This is a genomic window from Skermanella sp. (assembly GCF_059503625.1).
Genome location: NZ_JCACHA010000618.1, coordinates 1 through 16,330 on the forward strand (window position 1 = coordinate 1; position 16,330 = coordinate 16,330).

General features: G+C 65.1%; 17 protein-coding genes. 7 read left to right on the plus strand and 10 right to left on the minus strand.

What is annotated here, in order from left to right; all coding sequences use genetic code 11:
• Positions 1-162: 162 nt before the first annotated feature.
• The 5 genes from ade to AC5JJ6_RS17510 all read right to left on the minus strand — a co-directional run bounded on the left by ade (position 163) and on the right by AC5JJ6_RS17510 (position 6,565).
• The gene (gene ade, locus AC5JJ6_RS17490; protein ID WP_496043284.1) at positions 163-1,881 is read right to left on the minus strand and encodes an adenine deaminase; all 1,719 of its coding nucleotides are present in this window, start codon (positions 1,879-1,881) and stop codon (positions 163-165) included.
• 11 nt (positions 1,882-1,892) lie between these two features.
• Entirely contained in the window at positions 1,893-2,894 is a 1,002-nt protein-coding gene (dgcA, locus tag AC5JJ6_RS17495) for an N-acetyl-D-Glu racemase DgcA (protein WP_496043285.1), read from the minus strand.
• 4 nt (positions 2,895-2,898) lie between these two features.
• Positions 2,899-3,897 (minus strand): N-acetyltransferase DgcN, encoded by a 999-nt coding sequence (gene dgcN, locus AC5JJ6_RS17500; protein WP_496043286.1) that lies wholly within the window; start codon positions 3,895-3,897, stop codon positions 2,899-2,901.
• A 118-nt stretch (positions 3,898-4,015) separates the two neighbouring features.
• A complete protein-coding gene (locus AC5JJ6_RS17505; RefSeq protein WP_496043287.1) occupies positions 4,016-5,383 on the minus strand; it encodes a CRTAC1 family protein in 1,368 nt (455 codons plus the stop codon).
• Between the two features lie 75 nt (positions 5,384-5,458).
• Positions 5,459-6,565, minus strand: coding sequence for an acyltransferase family protein (locus tag AC5JJ6_RS17510; protein WP_496043288.1), 1,107 nt, complete (start codon positions 6,563-6,565; stop codon positions 5,459-5,461).
• A 297-nt stretch (positions 6,566-6,862) separates the two neighbouring features.
• Here AC5JJ6_RS17510 and panB point away from each other — a divergent pair, with 297 nt between their 5' ends.
• Together panB and panC are read left to right on the plus strand one after the other, a co-directional pair.
• Positions 6,863-7,705, plus strand: a complete 843-nt coding sequence (panB, locus tag AC5JJ6_RS17515; RefSeq protein ID WP_496043289.1) for a 3-methyl-2-oxobutanoate hydroxymethyltransferase — start codon at positions 6,863-6,865, stop codon at positions 7,703-7,705.
• Complete coding sequence (gene panC / locus AC5JJ6_RS17520) at positions 7,698-8,552, plus strand: pantoate--beta-alanine ligase (RefSeq protein WP_496043290.1); 855 nt, start codon at positions 7,698-7,700, stop codon at positions 8,550-8,552. Before panB ends, panC begins: the two co-directional genes overlap by 8 nt.
• Before the next feature lie 77 nt (positions 8,553-8,629).
• Here panC and minE read toward each other — a convergent pair whose 3' ends face one another.
• The 4 genes from minE to AC5JJ6_RS17540 all read right to left on the minus strand — a co-directional run bounded on the left by minE (position 8,630) and on the right by AC5JJ6_RS17540 (position 11,204).
• A complete protein-coding gene (gene minE, locus AC5JJ6_RS17525) occupies positions 8,630-8,983 on the minus strand; it encodes a cell division topological specificity factor MinE (RefSeq protein WP_084720576.1) in 354 nt (117 codons plus the stop codon).
• Positions 8,980-9,795, minus strand: a complete 816-nt coding sequence (gene minD / locus AC5JJ6_RS17530) for a septum site-determining protein MinD (protein ID WP_496043291.1) — start codon at positions 9,793-9,795, stop codon at positions 8,980-8,982. The genes minE and minD overlap by 4 nt, the downstream gene beginning before the upstream one ends.
• 50 nt (positions 9,796-9,845) lie before the next feature.
• Positions 9,846-10,631 (minus strand): septum site-determining protein MinC, encoded by a 786-nt coding sequence (minC, locus tag AC5JJ6_RS17535; RefSeq protein WP_044427295.1) that lies wholly within the window; start codon positions 10,629-10,631, stop codon positions 9,846-9,848.
• A 336-nt stretch (positions 10,632-10,967) separates the two neighbouring features.
• Complete coding sequence (locus AC5JJ6_RS17540) at positions 10,968-11,204, minus strand: SHOCT domain-containing protein (protein WP_496043292.1); 237 nt, start codon at positions 11,202-11,204, stop codon at positions 10,968-10,970.
• 532 nt (positions 11,205-11,736) lie between these two features.
• On the opposite strand from AC5JJ6_RS17540, the gene AC5JJ6_RS17545 reads away from it, so the two are divergent.
• Entirely contained in the window at positions 11,737-12,438 is a 702-nt protein-coding gene (locus tag AC5JJ6_RS17545; RefSeq protein WP_044427291.1) for a PhoH family protein, read from the plus strand.
• A 54-nt stretch (positions 12,439-12,492) separates the two neighbouring features.
• On the opposite strand, the gene AC5JJ6_RS17550 is transcribed toward AC5JJ6_RS17545, so the two are convergent.
• Positions 12,493-13,443, minus strand: coding sequence for an L-lactate dehydrogenase (locus AC5JJ6_RS17550; RefSeq protein WP_496043293.1), 951 nt, complete (start codon positions 13,441-13,443; stop codon positions 12,493-12,495).
• A 212-nt stretch (positions 13,444-13,655) separates the two neighbouring features.
• On the opposite strand from AC5JJ6_RS17550, the gene AC5JJ6_RS17555 reads away from it, so the two are divergent.
• The 4 genes from AC5JJ6_RS17555 (at position 13,656) to AC5JJ6_RS17570 (ending at position 16,199) form a co-directional block, all read left to right on the plus strand.
• The gene (locus tag AC5JJ6_RS17555) at positions 13,656-14,270 is read left to right on the plus strand and encodes an SCO family protein (protein WP_496043294.1); all 615 of its coding nucleotides are present in this window, start codon (positions 13,656-13,658) and stop codon (positions 14,268-14,270) included.
• A gap of 39 nt (positions 14,271-14,309) precedes the next feature.
• On the plus strand, positions 14,310-14,831 hold the full coding sequence (locus tag AC5JJ6_RS17560; RefSeq protein WP_496043295.1) for a copper chaperone PCu(A)C: 522 nt from the start codon (positions 14,310-14,312) through the stop codon (positions 14,829-14,831).
• A gap of 228 nt (positions 14,832-15,059) precedes the next feature.
• Entirely contained in the window at positions 15,060-15,416 is a 357-nt protein-coding gene (locus tag AC5JJ6_RS17565) for an AtpZ/AtpI family protein (protein ID WP_496043296.1), read from the plus strand.
• A gap of 39 nt (positions 15,417-15,455) precedes the next feature.
• Positions 15,456-16,199, plus strand: a complete 744-nt coding sequence (locus AC5JJ6_RS17570; RefSeq protein ID WP_496043297.1) for a F0F1 ATP synthase subunit A — start codon at positions 15,456-15,458, stop codon at positions 16,197-16,199.
• Positions 16,200-16,330: the final 131 nt, after the last annotated feature.

Below are 16,330 nucleotides of genomic sequence, written 5' to 3' on the forward strand. Positions count from 1 at the left end.
TTCAACAAGCCGCCCTCTCCTGCCATCACAGGCCAAAACCGATTTATGGAAAATCCTCCTGAACGGTATTGGCTCTAGACCGACCTACGGCAGCAGCGTCTTCACCGGTCAACTTCTTCGGCCTTTGGTATCACATCGCGCTCTTAATGTCTGCCCTCAGCCTTATGCCGGGATCAGTTCGAACCGGTCCACGTCCACCAGACCCATGTCGGTGATCTTCAGGTGTGGGATCACCGGCAGCGGCAGGAAGGCCAGTTGGAGGAACGGTTCGGCCAGCGGGCAGCCCATCGCGCGGACGGCGGACCGTGAGGCAATCAACTGGTGCTCGACCTCCTCGAAGCTGCGGTCGCTGATCAGGCCGGCTAGCGGCAGGGCGAGTTCTCCCGTCACGTTGCCGTCCAGGACGGATACGAAGCCGCCCTGGAGTTCGATCAGCCGGTTGACCGCAACCGCCATGTCGGCATCGTCAGCTCCGACCACGATAACGTTGTGGCTGTCATGGCCGACGCTGGACGCCAGCGCGCCGCGCTTCAGGCCGAAGCCTTTCACGAAGCCGCGCCCGACATTGCGGTTGGTGCCGTGGCGGCTGAGCACGCAGACCTTGAGGATATCGGCCTGCGGGTCGGGGTGACGCTCGCCGTTGCGATACGGCAGGCTCTCCGTCAGGTGCTCGGTCAGGATCTTGCCGGGGATCAGCCCGATCACCGGCCCGGACGGACCGTTCGAGGCGACACGGAAGATATCGGGCGTGACCGGGTCCAGCTTGAGCGAATTCAGGCCAACCGGCGCCACCGTCGACCGCCCTTCGAAACTCTCCGGCCCGACAAGCCGGCCGCTGCGGATCACCGAGTTGACACGGCAGTCGGCCAGATCGTCGAGCAGTACGATATCGGCGCGGAATCCCGGCGCTATCAGCCCCCGGTCGGTCAGCCCGAAACCGCGCGCCGCCGACCACGTGGCGGCCCGGTAGACCGACTCGACCGGAGCGCCCACGGCAATCGAGCGCCGGATCAGGTGGTCGATATGGCCTTCCTCGGCGATGTCGAGCGGGTTGCGGTCGTCGGTGCAGAAGCCCAGGAACGGCGACGTCATCGCATCGATGATAGGGGCCAGCGTATTGACGTCCTTCGACACGCTGCCGTCCCGGATCAGCACCTGCATACCCTTCCGCAGCTTCTCCCGCGCCTCCTCGACTCCGGTCGTCTCGTGGCAGTTCTTGATGCCGCACGACAGATAGGCGTTCAGGTCGTAGCCGCTGACCAGCGGGCTATGCCCGTCGATATGGCCGCCCTGGAACGCCGCCAGCTTGTCGAGCACTCCAGGGTCCTTGTGCAGCACGCCGGGGAAGTTCATGAACTCCGCCAGCCCGATCACCTGGGGATGATCGCGGTGACGCACGAGATCGGCGGCTTCCAGCCGCGCGCCCGAAGTCTCAAGCTCGGTCGCCGGCACGCAGGAGGACAACTGCACCCGCAGGTCCATCGCCAGCCCGACGGAGCTGTCGAGGAAGTATTTCAGCCCCTCCTCACCCAGGACATTGCAGATCTCGTGAGGGTCGCAGATCGCCGTCGTCGTGCCGCGCGGCAGGACGCAGCGGTCGAACTCGAAAGGCGAGACCAGCGTGCTCTCGCAATGGACATGGGTGTCGATGAAGCCTGGAACGGCGATCCGGTCGCGTCCGTCGATCACGGTGTCGCCGTCATAGCTCTCATAGGTGCCGACGATGAGGTCACCGCATACGGCGATGTCGCCCTCGGCGATCTCCCCGGTCACGACATTGAGAAAGCGCGTGTTCTTGATCACCAGATCGGCCTTGGTCCGGCCCATGGCCTGATCGATGCGCCGCTCCAGGTCGCCCCTCGTCACGGCAGGTTTGCTCACGATGGGCTTGCTCACCCCCATAGCGCTGCCTCCGGCGGATAGACGGTTTCGCCCTCGTATCTCAGCCCGGGATTGCGGTCCCTGGCAAGCCACAGCGGCCCGTCCAGATCGACCAGATCGGCGCCCTGCGCGATCACCACGCCGGGAGCCATGGCGAGCGAGGTCGCCAGCATGCAGCCGACCATGATGCGGAAGCCGGCATCCTCGGCATCCGCCTTCAACCGCAGCGCTTCCGTCAACCCGCCGGTCTTGTCGAGCTTGATGTTGACCACCTGATACTTGCCGCGAAGCTCGTCCAGCGTGCTCCGGTCATGGCAGGACTCGTCGGCACCCAGCGGCACCGGGCACTCGACGCCGAACAGGGCGTCGTCCTGCCCCGCCGGCAGCGGCTGCTCGATCAGCTCGACCCTCAGCCCGGCGAAGGCGTCGCCGAAGCGCTTCAGGTGTTCGACCGTCCACCCCTCGTTGGCGTCCACGATCAGCCGGGCGTCCGGCGCGTTCTCCCGCACCGCCCGGACCCGCTCCAGATCGCCGTCGCCCGTCAGCTTCAGCTTGAGCAGCGGACGGCGCGACGATGCCCGTGCGGCGGCGGCCATGTTCTCGACGGTATCCAGGCTGAGGGTATAGGCGGTGACGACCGGCTCCAGCGGAGCGTCCAAGTCGGCGACTTCCCATATCGGCTGCCCGGTCAGCTTGCAGGCCAGATCCCAAAGCGCGCAGTCCACCGCGTTGCGGGCGGCGCCCGCCGGCAGGGCGGACAGCAGTTCCTCCTGCTCCATCCCGGCGCCGATGGCGGCCGCTACGCTCTCGATCTGCTCGACGACGCCGTCGATGCTTTCGCCGTAGCGGGCATAGGGCACGCACTCGCCGCGCCCGACGACTCCGCCGTCCTCGATCTCGGCGACGACGACATGGGCTTCCGTCTTGGCCCCGCGCGAGATGCGGAAGGTGCCCTGGATCGGGAAGACCTCGCGGCGGACGGTCAGGGTGCGTTTCGCTGAAACGGCTGCCATTGCATCAACCCAGCAGGTCTACGATCGGGGCCACTCCGCCACGGACGGGATCGACCGCCGGCATGCCGAAGCGGTCGGACAGCTCCTTCAGGTACTTGGCGGCGGCAGCGTCGTCCATCGCCGCCGTGTTGATGCTGAAGCCGATCACCTTGGCGTTGGGATTGGTCACCCGCGCCGCCGCCTCATGGACCGCGATGCAGTCCTTCAAGTCCGGCACCTTGCGGTTGGGCAGCCCGCGCATATGCGGGCGGGTCGGTTCGTGGCACATCACCATCACGTCGGGCTGCGATCCGTGGACCAGCCCCAGCGTCACGCCGGCATAGCTCGGGTGCAGCAGCGACGCCTGCCCTTCCACGACGTCCCAATGGTCCTCGTCGTTGGCGGGAGCCAGGAACTCGACCGCACCGGACACGAAATCCGACACCACGGCGTCGATCGACACGCCGTCTCCCGCGATCAGGATGCCGGTCTGGCCGGTAGCGCGGAAATCGGCCTTGAAGCCGCGCGCCCGCATTTCCTTCTCCAGCGCCAGAGCGGTGAACATCTTGCCGATCGAACAGTCGGTCCCGACCGCCAGCAGCCGCTTGCCCGGCCGGCGCTCGCCGGTGCCGATGTCGAACTCCCGCGTCGGGTGGCGCACGTCGAACAGCGAACGGCCGAGCGCCGAAGCCTTCTCCGCCACCGGCTTGATGTCCGACACCTTGTTGTGCAGGCCGCTGGCGATGTCCATGCCCAGGTCCAGCGCCTTCAGCATGGTTTCCTGCCAGCTCGGCGCGAAGCGGCCGCCCCGGTTGGCGACGCCGATGATCAGGGTCTTCGCCCCCTCGGCCGCCGCCTCCTCCAGGCTCTTGTCGGGCAGGCCGAGATCGGCCTTGTAGCCGTCCAGGCGCAACTGGCCGACGCACCAGTCGCGGCGCCAGCGGGCGACGCCATCGGCGGTCTTGGCGGAAAGCGGGTCGGGCGCATCGCCGAGGAAGAGCAGGTAAGGATGGGCAATGGCCAAGATCTTCTCCATAGGCATCGAAGGGCGGGCATCGAACAGTAGGCGTCGGATCGATAGTTACAGTCTAATCCAATACGCGGCGGTGACCAGCGCCAACCGCCGCAGAGCAGCCAAGCCGTCAGCGGCCCGGATGCTCGACCCGCAGCACACGGTTGACGTGCGGGTGCTCGACAGTCCGCACCGTCCCGTCCGGCCAGCGCACCTCGACCCGCTCGACCGAGTGAACGGTCCCCAGCCCGAAATGGGCCACCGGCTCCATCTGGCAGAGATAGCCGCTGCCGGCGCAGATCGCGCGCCGCTGGGTCCGCCCCTTCGCCGTGCAGGTCACGACGGCCCCGCGCGCCGGAGCACCCGCGGCAGTCAGCGGCATCACCCGCAGCCAGGCATTGTCGTTCGGATAAGGCCGGTAGAATCCGAGCGGCTGCGGCGCCGATTCACCGTGGGAAATCAATAGCTCCAGCCTGCCGTCGCCATCGATATCGGCGACCGCCGCCCCGGTGCCCAGTCCATGGGGCTCCTCGGCATCGCCGATCTCGACCTCGGTCCAGCGCTCGTGCGACCAGGCGAACAGCCGGTTCGGCTGCCCGATATTGTTGAAGAAGATTTCCTCGTACCCGTCGTTGTCGAAGTCGGCGGCGATGACGGTGCGGACTCGCGACGGCTCCGACATTTCCTCCGGCGCCGCATCGGCGAAGCCGCGGCCCGCCTTCTGGAGAAAGAGCCGGTGCGGCCCTTCCCAGTTGCCGTAGACGAGATCGAACAGCCCGTCGCCGTCGGCATCCAGCACGGCGATGCCGCGCCCATTGTTGCCAGGATCGGCGATGCCCCATTCCGCCGCGATCTCTTCGAAGGTGCCGTCGCCGGTATTGCGGAACAGGAAGTTCGGTCCGTGCTCGTTGGCGGCGAAGATATCCATGCGGTCCGAAACCAGCGGCAGGCTGACCAGCGCCCGGCCCGCCGCCGGCAGGTCGATGCCCGCTTCCTCCGCCACGTCCGACACCCTGCCCCGCCGGTCGAACTCGTAGAGCCGGAACCGCCCGCCGTGGTTGGCGACCACGAAGCCGTATTTCCCGGTGCCCGCCCTGTCGATGCACGCGACCGAGCGGCCCGCCGTCTGGTTGATCGCCGCGAAGTTCTCCGGCTGGCCGAACAGGTCCAGCCAGCGATGTCCGAAACAGGCGAACATCCGGTCGCCGAACTGCTTGGGTCCGCTGAAACTCTCGGAGTTGAGGAAATAAAGCTCTTCCCGCCCGTCGCCGTCGGCATCCGCAGCACAGAGCCCGATGGCGTTGCGCCGGGCATCCGCCAGGACCTCGCCGGCGATATCGACCAGCCGGCGTCCGTCCCACTTGAGCACGAGGTTGGCGCAACCATAACCGGCGACGACGAACTCGAACGCCCCGTCGCCGTCCACATCCGTCACCGCCACACCATACCCAAGCCGGGGCGGGTTCCGGCCAATCGACGCCGTCTCATCCAGAAACATCGTCCACTCCCTATTCGGATAGGCGGGACCATGCTGACACAAGTTCCGGCGAAAAGGGGAGGATTACGTATCCGGTCAGGTGCCGGCCCTGACGACGGCCCCCGACGGCGGCCGATTCGCCTTCGCGGCGCTCAGCCGTGACAGCAACGGTTTCTCGACGATCAGGTGCAGGGCGACCGCCAGGACGACGGTGATGGCGATGTTGATGCTATAGGCGATTTCCGCCGTCAGCATCGGCTTCACCGCAGGGTTTGCCAGCAGCTTGACCACCACTGAAGTGACTGGCTGGTTGATCAGGAACAGCATATAGGCCGCTCCCCCGAAAACGGTCAGGAAGCGCGGAATTCGCCATGCCGAACGCTGCTCCCACGCAGCCAGCGCCGGAATCGTGATGGCGGCGCAGACATTATAGTAGGTCTTTTCGATGGTCTCGCCGAACACGGGCGCCCGCATCGGAACGGTGTCCACATAGTACCACTCGGCGATCATCCCGGCGGCGAAGCCAGCCAGACCGAGCAGCGCCAGCAACCGGGGAGCCGGAATGCGGTCCTTCATCACCAGATGGGCGCCGATCATGCCGAAGGCGAAGCCGATATTGGTGATATCCAGCGCTACTTCCGCAACGGCACCGTCGGCGAAGGGACTGGCGGTATTGAGCAGGATGGCAGCCTGCCAGACGACGAACACGGCCATGCCCAGCCGGGGCACCAGCAGCAGCAGCGCGAAGGCGAAATAGAAGACCATCTCCCGCTGCAACGCCCAGGCGGGAGGCAGGACCAGCGATCCGTCTCGCGGGATCATCAGGAAGTCGAGCAGCGCCTTGCCCGGCGTGATGCCCTTTTCGGCCCCCAGGCTCGGCACCGTCAGCATCGCGGCGGCCAGCAGGCCGACGACCAGCCAGTACATCGGGTAGATGTGGATCGCCCTTCGATAGGCGAACGATCCGAGCCGGCCCGGACGCCCGATATCGGAGGCATGCGCGGTGTAGATGAAGAAGCCCGCCAGCACGAAGAAATACTCGAACCCGGCATGGCCGCCCCGGAACGGGTTGCCGAATACGCTGACGCCGAAATACTTCTCGTAGAAGCCGGTGGCATAGAACAGCGTGATCAACAGGGCGGCGATACCGCGTCCGAACTCAAGGCCCGCAAAGCGGCTGCCCACCGGTTGAGCTATTGTCATGACGATACCCCACGCACGATTGCCTTCCGTCAGCGCCCGGCTGCCGGTGATTGGCGATGATGCTGAGCTTTTGCCGGAAAGTTTATCGGCCTTCGGAGGGGTACTCCCGACTATTAATGATCTACCCGGTGCTTACTTCGATCGAGAATGATCGATTCGCTAAACCAGCCGCGATTTCGGATCGCGGGATTTTACGATCAATTTTTGCCACAAGCCTGCATTCATCGTGACGCGGCGTCCCCGGCATTATATCTAGGCGCACGAAAAGCAACCCGTGCCACCAAGGGGAAGCCAGACATGAGTGTCCAGGACAGCCGGCGGCGCGTCACCGTTCCGGAATTGACCGCGCGCAAGGGCGGAACGCCCATCGTGTCGCTGACCGCCTATACCACGCCCATGGCCCGCCAGCTCGATCCCCATGTGGACATGCTGCTGGTAGGAGACAGCCTCGGCATGGTGCTCTACGGCATGGACAGCACGCTGCCAGTCACGCTCGACATGATGATCGCCCATGGCGCCGCCGTGGTGCGCGGCAGCAGCCATGCCTGCGTCGTCGTCGACCTGCCGTTCGGGAGCTACCAGGAATCGCCCGAAGCGGCGTTCCGCTCGGCGGCGCGGGTAATGGCGGAGACGGGGTGTGCGGCGGTCAAGCTGGAAGGCGGCGCCGAGATGGCGCCCACGGTCGAGTTCCTCGTCCACCGCGGCATTCCCGTGCTCGGCCATGTCGGCCTCACCCCCCAGTCGGTCAATGTCCTGGGCGGCTACCGGGCACGCGGCCGCAGCGGCCAGGAGGGCAACGCAATCGCGACCGGCGCCTTCGCCATCGCGGAAGCCGGCGCCTTCGCAATCGTGATCGAGGGCACGGTCGAGACGCTGGCCCGCCAGTTGACCGCCGACCTGTCGGTGCCGACGATCGGCATCGGCGGATCGCCGGCCTGCGACGGCCAGATCCTGGTCACCGAGGACATCGTCGGCCTGTTCAACGACTTCACGCCGAAATTCGTCAAGCGCTACGCCGACTTGGGCGCCCAGATCGGGCAAGCGGCCCAAGCCTATGCCGAAGATGTGAGGGCACGCCGTTTCCCCGGCCCCGAGCACGTCTTCGCCCCCAAGCCGAGCGGGAACACCCCAAATGCCTGAGAACCTGTCGGTAGTCCGGACCGTTGCCGACCTCCGTGCCCGCGTTGCCCGCTGGCGGGCCGCCGGGGACAAGGTCGGCCTCGTCCCGACCATGGGCGCTCTCCACGAAGGCCATCTGAGCCTCGTGGAAGCGGCGCGCCGGCAGGGCGCCAACCATGTCGTGGTCAGCGTCTTCGTCAACCCGACCCAGTTCGGGCCGAACGAGGATTTCTCGAAATACCCGCGTCAGGAAGCCGCCGACGCCGCCAAGCTGGCGACCGTCGGGGCCGACCTGCTCTACGCTCCCGATGTGGGCGAAATCTATCCCGACGGCTTCTCCACCACGGTCCATGTGGCGGGGCTGACGGATGGCTTGTGCGGTCCGTTGCGTCCCAGCCATTTCGACGGCGTCGCGACGGTGGTATCCAAGCTGCTGCTGCAATGCCTGCCCGACGTGGCGGTGTTCGGTCAGAAGGACTATCAGCAGCTTCAGGTCATCCGCAGGATGGTCCGCGATCTCAACGTCCCCGTGCTGATCGAGGGTGCGGAAACGGTGCGGGACGAGACCGGCCTGGCCCTGTCGTCCCGCAACGCCTATCTGACGCCGGAACAGCTTGCCGTCGCACGGCAGCTAAACCGGGTGCTGTTCGCCATGGCCGCCCGGATCGCGGAAGCGCCGGAACGCTGCCTGACCGAGATCGAGTGGGGATTGGAGGAGTTGCGGCTGGCCGGCTTCGACCGCATCGACTATCTCGCCGTCTGCGACGCCGCATCGCTGAAGCCGCTGGAGGTCGCGGACCGTCCGGCGCGGGTGCTGGCCGCCGCCTTCGTCGGTCGGACGCGGCTGATCGACAACGTCGCTGTTTGAACTTTAATAACAAATAGCTCGAACCGGCCGGATCTATCCGGCCGGCGCGTACCGCAAAGCCTTACAACGCAACCGCCTCAGGCCCGCTTCGCCGCCGTGGCGGCCTTCGCAGCGGATGCCGCATCGCCGCCGGCGGTGTTGGTGGCGGTGCCGCGCGTACGGACCCCCTTGTCCGGCGACGGCGGCGGCAGCTCGATGTTCACTTCGAGCGTCGAATAGTCTCCGCCCCGCTCGAAGCTCACTTCAACCTTCTTCTCGTCGATCTGCACATACTTGGCGATCACGGCCAGCAGTTCACGCTGGAGGATCGGCAGGTAATCGGGGCTCGACCCGGCGGCCCGCTCATGCGCCAGCACGATCTGGAGGCGTTCCTTGGCCTCCTCGGCGACGGATTTGCGGGGAGCCTGCCGGAAGAAGTTGAAGATGCTCATGCAGTCCTCCGCAGGAGGCGGTCCAGGAAGCCCTTCTTCTCCGGCTTCATGAAGCGATGCTCGACCGTCTCACCCAGGAACCGCGCAACCGCATCGGTATAGGCCTGATTGGCGTTGCTCTTCTCGTCGAGCGTGACCGGCATGCCGATGTTGGACGCGCGCAGGACGGCGGTGCTTTCCGGAACGACGCCGAGCAGAGGGATCGCCAGGATCTCCAGCACGTCGTCGACCTTCAGCATGTCGCCGCGCTCGACGCGCTCCGGATCGTAGCGGGTCAGCAGCAGGTGCTCCTGCACCGGCTCCTGGTTCAGTTCCGCCCGGCGGGACTTGGACGCCAGCACGCCCAGGATGCGGTCGCTGTCGCGGACCGACGACACTTCCGGGTTGGTCACGATGATCGCGTGGTCGGCGAAGTACAGCGCCATCAGGGCGCCCTTCTCGATGCCGGCCGGGCTGTCGCACAGGATGTAGTCGAAGTCCTTCTTCAACTCGTCCAGGATCTTCTCGACGCCTTCCTTGGTCAGCGCGTCCTTGTCGCGGGTCTGGCTGGTCGGCAGGATGAAGAGGTTCTCGACCCGCTTGTCCTTGATCAGCGCCTGGTTCAGCTTCGCCTCGCCGTTGATCACGTTCACGAAGTCGAACACCACGCGGCGCTCGCAGCCCATGATCAGGTCGAGGTTGCGCAGACCAACGTCGAAGTCGATGACGACGGTCTTGAACCCGCGCAGCGCCAGTCCAGTGGCGAAGGCAGCGCTCGACGTGGTCTTGCCCACGCCGCCCTTGCCCGATGTCATCACGATTACCTTGGCCAAGGAAGCCTCTCCACTCTTCGAAGTTGATAGATTGCTACGATTGCTGCGGCTCATGACAACGGGTCCATGCGAAGATATCCGTCGTCCAGATATATGTGCACCTGCTTCTTGAACACCGACGCGTCCAGGTCCTCGCTGACCCGGTACAGACCGGCGATCGACACCAGTTCGGCTTCCAGGCTGTGGCAGAAGATGCGGGCGTTGGTGTCGCCGGAAATGCCCGCCAGCGCGCGTCCGCGCAGCGAACTGTAGACGTGGATATTGCCGTCCGCCAGAAGTTCCGCCCCGGCGCTGACCGGCCCCATCACGATCAGGTCGCCGCGCGCGGCGTAGATCTGACGGCCCGAACGCACCGGCTCGGTGATGATCATCGTCGTCTTCTGGAAGTCCGGCGCCGGCGGCGCCTCGCCGATCGGCGACGGCGTACGGGGCGGCAGCGGGTCGGTCGGCGCGCGGCCCGGAGCCGGCCGCTGGAACTCGCGTTCCGGCTCGCGGCTGGGACGGCCGGTCGGCATGATCGTCAGCCCGGCCTCGAACGCCGCGTTCTGCTGGGCGGTCGTGCCGCCCTGGATGCCGACCGGGATCAGGCTGTGCTGGCGCAGGGTGACGACGAAATCGATGAAATCGGCCGGCCCGGCACTCTCGTCCAGTTCCTCAAGGTCGAGCACCACCGGCGCATTCTTGAAGAAATTAGGCGCCTGACGGATCTTGCTGAGCAGTTGGGGGAAAAACGACGGGTCGTCCGGCGCCACCAACTTCAGCACCATCACGGTGAAGTTGTTGCCCCGGAGCTGGAACGGCGCGTCGCGCTCGGAAATCTGACTGGTGCTTCTCACAAACCCCTACCGCCTATCCATGATGTCCGCCGCCCCGCGGGCGGCAGCAGCATCCGCCGCCCCATGCTCCGGCCATCCCTGTTGAAAATCCGGCGACCTTCCAAAATCGAGAAAATGGCTACTCCTTCTAGCGAGCCATGGCCCCGAAGTGCAAGCGTCTAGTTAACCATAACCCACGGATATTCCAACAACCACCCCTGCCCCCGTCCCCAAATCTGGTCGAGGTCCAATTTGTTGAGGTCTGTGCCGGAAAAGCTACAAACTATGGTAACGGCACGAAGATGCCTTGGCAAAGTCTTTAAACGACTCCGGCAGCCTGCTCCGACTGCGAAGGGATCACTGAGGACTGATTCCGGTGATGGCAGCCTTCCTCTCGTCGTATTCGGCCTGCGTCATCAACCCACGGTCGAGCATAACCTTCAGCGCGCGCAGAGACCGCGCCGCCGAGTCGTCGCCCTCCTCGCCGCTCTCGCTGTCGGCCGTACCGGTCGCGACGCCTGCCCTCCCCGCCGGACGTACTGCTTTGACGGCGGATTTCTTCTCGTTCCAGATCGAGGTGAACCTGTTCGCCATAGTATTCTCCGTCGAAGATCGGCCATTCAGCATAAGCAATCCCCGGCAATTGCGCCATGCCGAAGCCGCGTTCGCACCTGCGATGCGGACAGTTCGCAACAACTGAATGAATTTTTTATTCATCCCCCGAAATCTCGGGACAAAAGGAGAATTGCCTCGTTATCCTTCTTGTTACGAGCGGCAGTCACCGAGGACAGGAAAGCGAAACTTGTCAGACCCGTCGAGACGCATTCACGATCCGGACAGCGGCCCCCGCATCCCTCCCTGCCGCCTCGTTTCCGTACGCTTAGTTCCAGTCACCAGCGCCGATGTCCGCACCTCCCCCCGGGGAGGTTTTTTTGTGCCCGGATACTTAACCTCCAGTCGCCTGTACCACCCCGTTTCACCGAAGCCGTGTTCCAACGATTCAGGAGAACGACATGGTCCATCGCCGGTTCGGCAGAGGAGTTGATCGATGAGAGCCCCCATAGAGACGAACAAATTGTGGGACCCGCTCGATCAGGACACCAGTGAAGGGAAAGGACGACGTTCCATGGCAAAACGCACCGCATCCTCGGCCCGCATCGTGGCGCTGCCCGATGCTGACGGCGACGCTTTCCGCGACCAGAGCTACCTGAAGACGGTCAAGCCCCGGACCGCCAATCAGGAAGCGCTGATGACGGCCATCGACACCCATTCCATGACACTGGCGGTCGGCCCCGCCGGTACCGGCAAGACCTATCTCGCCGTCACCAAGGCGGTGGAGGCGATGAACGCCGGGCGCGTTTCACGAATCGTCATCACCCGGCCCGTCGTCGAGGCGGGCGAAAGCCTCGGCTTCCTGCCCGGCGACATCAACGAGAAGATGGACCCGTGGATGCGCCCGATCTACGACGCGCTGTCCGACCGGCTGGGCGCCCGGCAGGTGCGGCAGATGACCAAGGACGGGACGGTCGAAATCGCACCGCTGGCCTATATGCGCGGCCGGACCATCTCCCGCAGCTTCGTGATCGTGGACGAAGCGCAGAACATGACGTTCCAGCAGATCAAGATGCTGCTGACCCGGCTGGGCTGGCATTCCACCATGGTCATCACCGGCGACCCCGACCAGACCGACCTGCTGCCCGGCATGTCCGGCCTCGAGGAAGCCGTACGCCGGCTGCAACCGCTGGAGGACATCGCCATCGTCCGCCTGACCACCCAGGACATCGTACGGCACCCGCTGGTAGCCGCGATGATGCCGCTGCTGGCTTAGACGTCATTCGTCACCGTGCGGCGGCGCGACCTCCGCCGCACGGGCTGCCTGTGCCTACCCCATCCCCAGCTTCGTCACGGCCTCCTTCAGGATGCCGGCGCTACGCGCGAGTGCGGCCAGCTCGCCTTCGTCCAGATGCGGGTGAACGGTGCCAAGCACGCCTTCCAATCCGACGATCCTGGGCAGCGACAGGGCGACGTTCTGGACGCCCGCGACCTCCGGGTTGACGACCGAGCAGGTCATCACCGCCCGCTCGTCGTCGGAAATCGCCTGGACGATCCGGGCCAGACCACCGCCGATGCCGTACCAGGTGGCGCCCTTGCCCTTGATGATCTTGCCGGCGGCCCCCCGCACGCCCTGATCGATCTCCGCCCGGACCGCATCCGTCAGCGGATGGCCGACCTGATCGGCGAAGTCGGAGATAGGCATGGCTCCGGCGTCGGCGCCGGACCAGTGCAGCACCTCGCTGTCGCCATGCTCGCCCAGCACATGCGCGTGGACCGATTTGGGCGAGATGCCCAGATGCTTGGCCAGCAGTGCCCGGAAGCGGGCGGTATCCAGGATGGTGCCGGATCCGATCACCTTGCCCACCGGGAAGTCCGGGCTGGTCCGGCGCGCGATCTCCAGCGATACCTGCGTCATGACATCGACCGGATTGGTCGCCACCAGAAGGATCGCCTGCGGAGCGGCCGCCAGCACGCGGGGAATGATGTCGCCGAACACCGCGGCGTTGCGTTCCAGCAGCTCCAGCCGCGTTTCGCCCGGGCGCTGGTTGGCGCCGGCCGCCAGGACGACGACGCATGAGCCGGCCAGCGCCTCATAATCGCCCGCATTGACAGGCATGGGATATGCGAAAGGGGTCGCGTGATGAATGTCTTCCGCCTGTGCCACGGCCAAGTCCTGGTTCCGGTCAACCAGCACGATTTCCGTACCTACTCCGCGCATCACCATCGCGTATGCCGCGGCGCTGCCGACGAAGCCGGCCCCGACGATTCCGATTTTCATGGCGTGATCCTCTCTCGATCCTCTTGGCCCAGGCCCCGTGACCGAATCCCTGCGGTCCGTTCCCTGTGGACTGGCACTGGGCGGTGGCTTAAAGGAGTGCGGCGTTGTGGCCGGGCTGCGGCGATTGGTCCTCCTGATCCCAGGCTCACCCCTAACAGATATCCCGGTCAAGCAGCGAATCATCCGGCTTTCCGCAACTGTAGTTGACGATAATGAACCAACGTCTCCTCCGCCTCGCCATCGGCACGCTGATCGGACTGCTGATCGCGGCCGGTATCGTCTGGTGGCAGATATCCAGCCTTCCGACCGGATCGTCGTCCGGAACCCAGACGGGCGGCGCGCTGATCGGCGGCCCCTTCTCGCTGACCGACCAGACCGGCCGGCCGGTCACCGAAGCCGACTACCGGGGCCGCTACATGCTGATCTATTTCGGCTTCACGTTCTGCCCGGATGTCTGCCCGACGGAGCTCCAGGTCATGGCGACGGCGCTCGACCAGTTGGGCCGGCAGGCCGACGAGGTGCAGCCGATGTTCATCACCATCGACCCGGAACGCGACACTCCGTCGCAGCTTGCCGGTTACGTCTCGCAGTTCCATCCCAGGATGGCGGGGCTGACCGGGACGCCGGAACAGATCGCGTCCGTTGCTCGCGCCTACCGCGTCTATTATTCCAAGGCGCCGAGCAAGGAGAATGACGGCTACTACACGATGGACCATTCGTCGTTCGTGTACTTCATGAGCCCGGACGGCCGCTTCCTGGAAGCCTTCGCCCATGGCACCACGCCGGACAAGATGGCGCAGGGCATCCGGGCGCATATCAAGTCCTGACACCAGAAGCTCCAACGAGAAGAGCCGGAGAGCACTCACATGCGTCATATTTTCGCAGCCCTGAGCGTCAGCGTCCTGCTTGCCGCCGCCGCCGCTTCGCCAGCATCGGCACAGCACGGTCCCGGCGTACACGCCGCGGCGGTTCAGACGCAAGGGACCCTTCGGATCGACGGAGCCTGGGCACGGGCAACGCCTCCCGGCGGCAAGGTAGGCGGCGCGTTCGTCACGCTCGTCAACACCGGCGACGCACCCGATCGCCTCGTTTCCGCCGCCTCTCCGGTCGCCGGCCGTGTCGAGCTTCACACCCACATCAAGGACGGCGACGTGATGCGGATGCGCGAGGTGGAAGGCGGGATCCCGCTGCCTCCCGGCGATACCGTCAGGCTCCAGCCCGGCGGTTTCCACATCATGCTGCTGGGGCTTAAGCAGGCATTGGCCGCCGGCTCCAGTTTCCCTCTCACCCTGACCTTCGAGAAGGCGGGCAGCGTACAGGTGGACGTACCGGTCGAAGCCATCGGATCGATGGGACCCTCCGGCCAGGCCGGCATGCACTCGCAATGACCGTTCCCGGCGCCTTCATACAGCCTGCGTACATAGTGTCGCATTGGGGTGCTTCCGGCATGAAAGTGCGGGTCCAGACCCCTTTCAAACCCTTGTTTCGACCAGTAAATTCAAGAAATTCAACCACTTGGGCTAAGGGTTTTGCGACTTGACAGGGTACTGGCCTGACCGTATGGTGCCGCCGCTTTCGTGCGGTTGCCCGGCCAACCGGGGGAAATGGTTTCGAGTATGAGCGACGACCAGTCACCCCCACCTTCGTTGGCCGACCTTGACGCCCGGTTGCAGAAGGCGCGGGAACGTAGTGCCGGACCGGCTCCAGTGGCCGGAGGCGACGACGGCCTGTCCAAGCGGTCCATCGGGCTGGCCTTTCGCATCGGGATCGAGATGGTCGCCGCCATGATCGTCGGTGTCGGCGGCGGCATGCTGCTCGACAACTGGCTGGGCACGACGCCCTGGGGCCTGATAGGGATGTTTTTCCTTGGCGCCGGGGCCGGAATTGTGAATGTCTACCGCGCCGTCAACGGCATCGGCTACGCTCCGGGGTACCGGAAAGAGCCGGGACCGGAGAGCGGACCGGAACAATAACAGCGCCAGACGCACAAGTTTGGCTGAACGAGGACGACCGTGGATCCGCTTCACCAATTCCAAATCCAGAGGTATCTGCCGATCAACATCGGCGGCCTCGACGCATCGTTCAGCAATTCCGCGCTGTACATGGTGATTACGGTAGCGCTGATCACCGGCCTCATCGTCTACGGCATGCGCGGCCGTGCGCTCGTTCCGAGCCGCATGCAGTCGCTGGCTGAACTCTTCTACGAATTCGTCGCCAACCTCGTGCGCGACAACGCGGGTCCCGATGCGCGGAAGTACTTCCCCTTCGTGTTCTCGCTGTTCATGTTCATCATGGTCGGCAACCTGATCGGCCTGGTCCCCGGCACCTTCACCTTCACCAGCCACATCATCGTCACCTTCGGGCTGGCCTTGACGGTGTTCGTGTTCGTGACCCTGCTGGGCCTGATCAAGCACGGCTTCCACTTCTTCTCGCTGTTCATGCCCTCGGGCGTGCCGATGGCGCTGGCGCCGATCCTGATCCCGATCGAGATCCTGTCGTACCTGTCGCGTCCGGTCAGCCTGTCCATCCGGTTGTTCGCCAACATGATGGCGGGCCACACGATGCTCAAGGTGTTCGGCGGCTTCTCGGTCCTGCTCGGCGGCGCGCTGGGCGGCCTGGGCTACACGGTCGGCATCCTGCCGCTCGTCATCAACATCGCATTGGTCGGTTTCGAAATCCTGGTTGCAATGCTGCAAGCCTACGTTTTCACGATCCTGACCTGCCTTTATATCCGCGACGCCCTGGAGCTGCACTGATCCCTGACGGATCGGTGCCGCGCCGCGGGTTCACTCCACACCACCCCACCAGTCTACCGACACAGTCTCACAGGAGAGGTTCTTATCATGGAAACAGAAGCCGCTAAGTTCATCGGCGCCGGCCTGGCGGT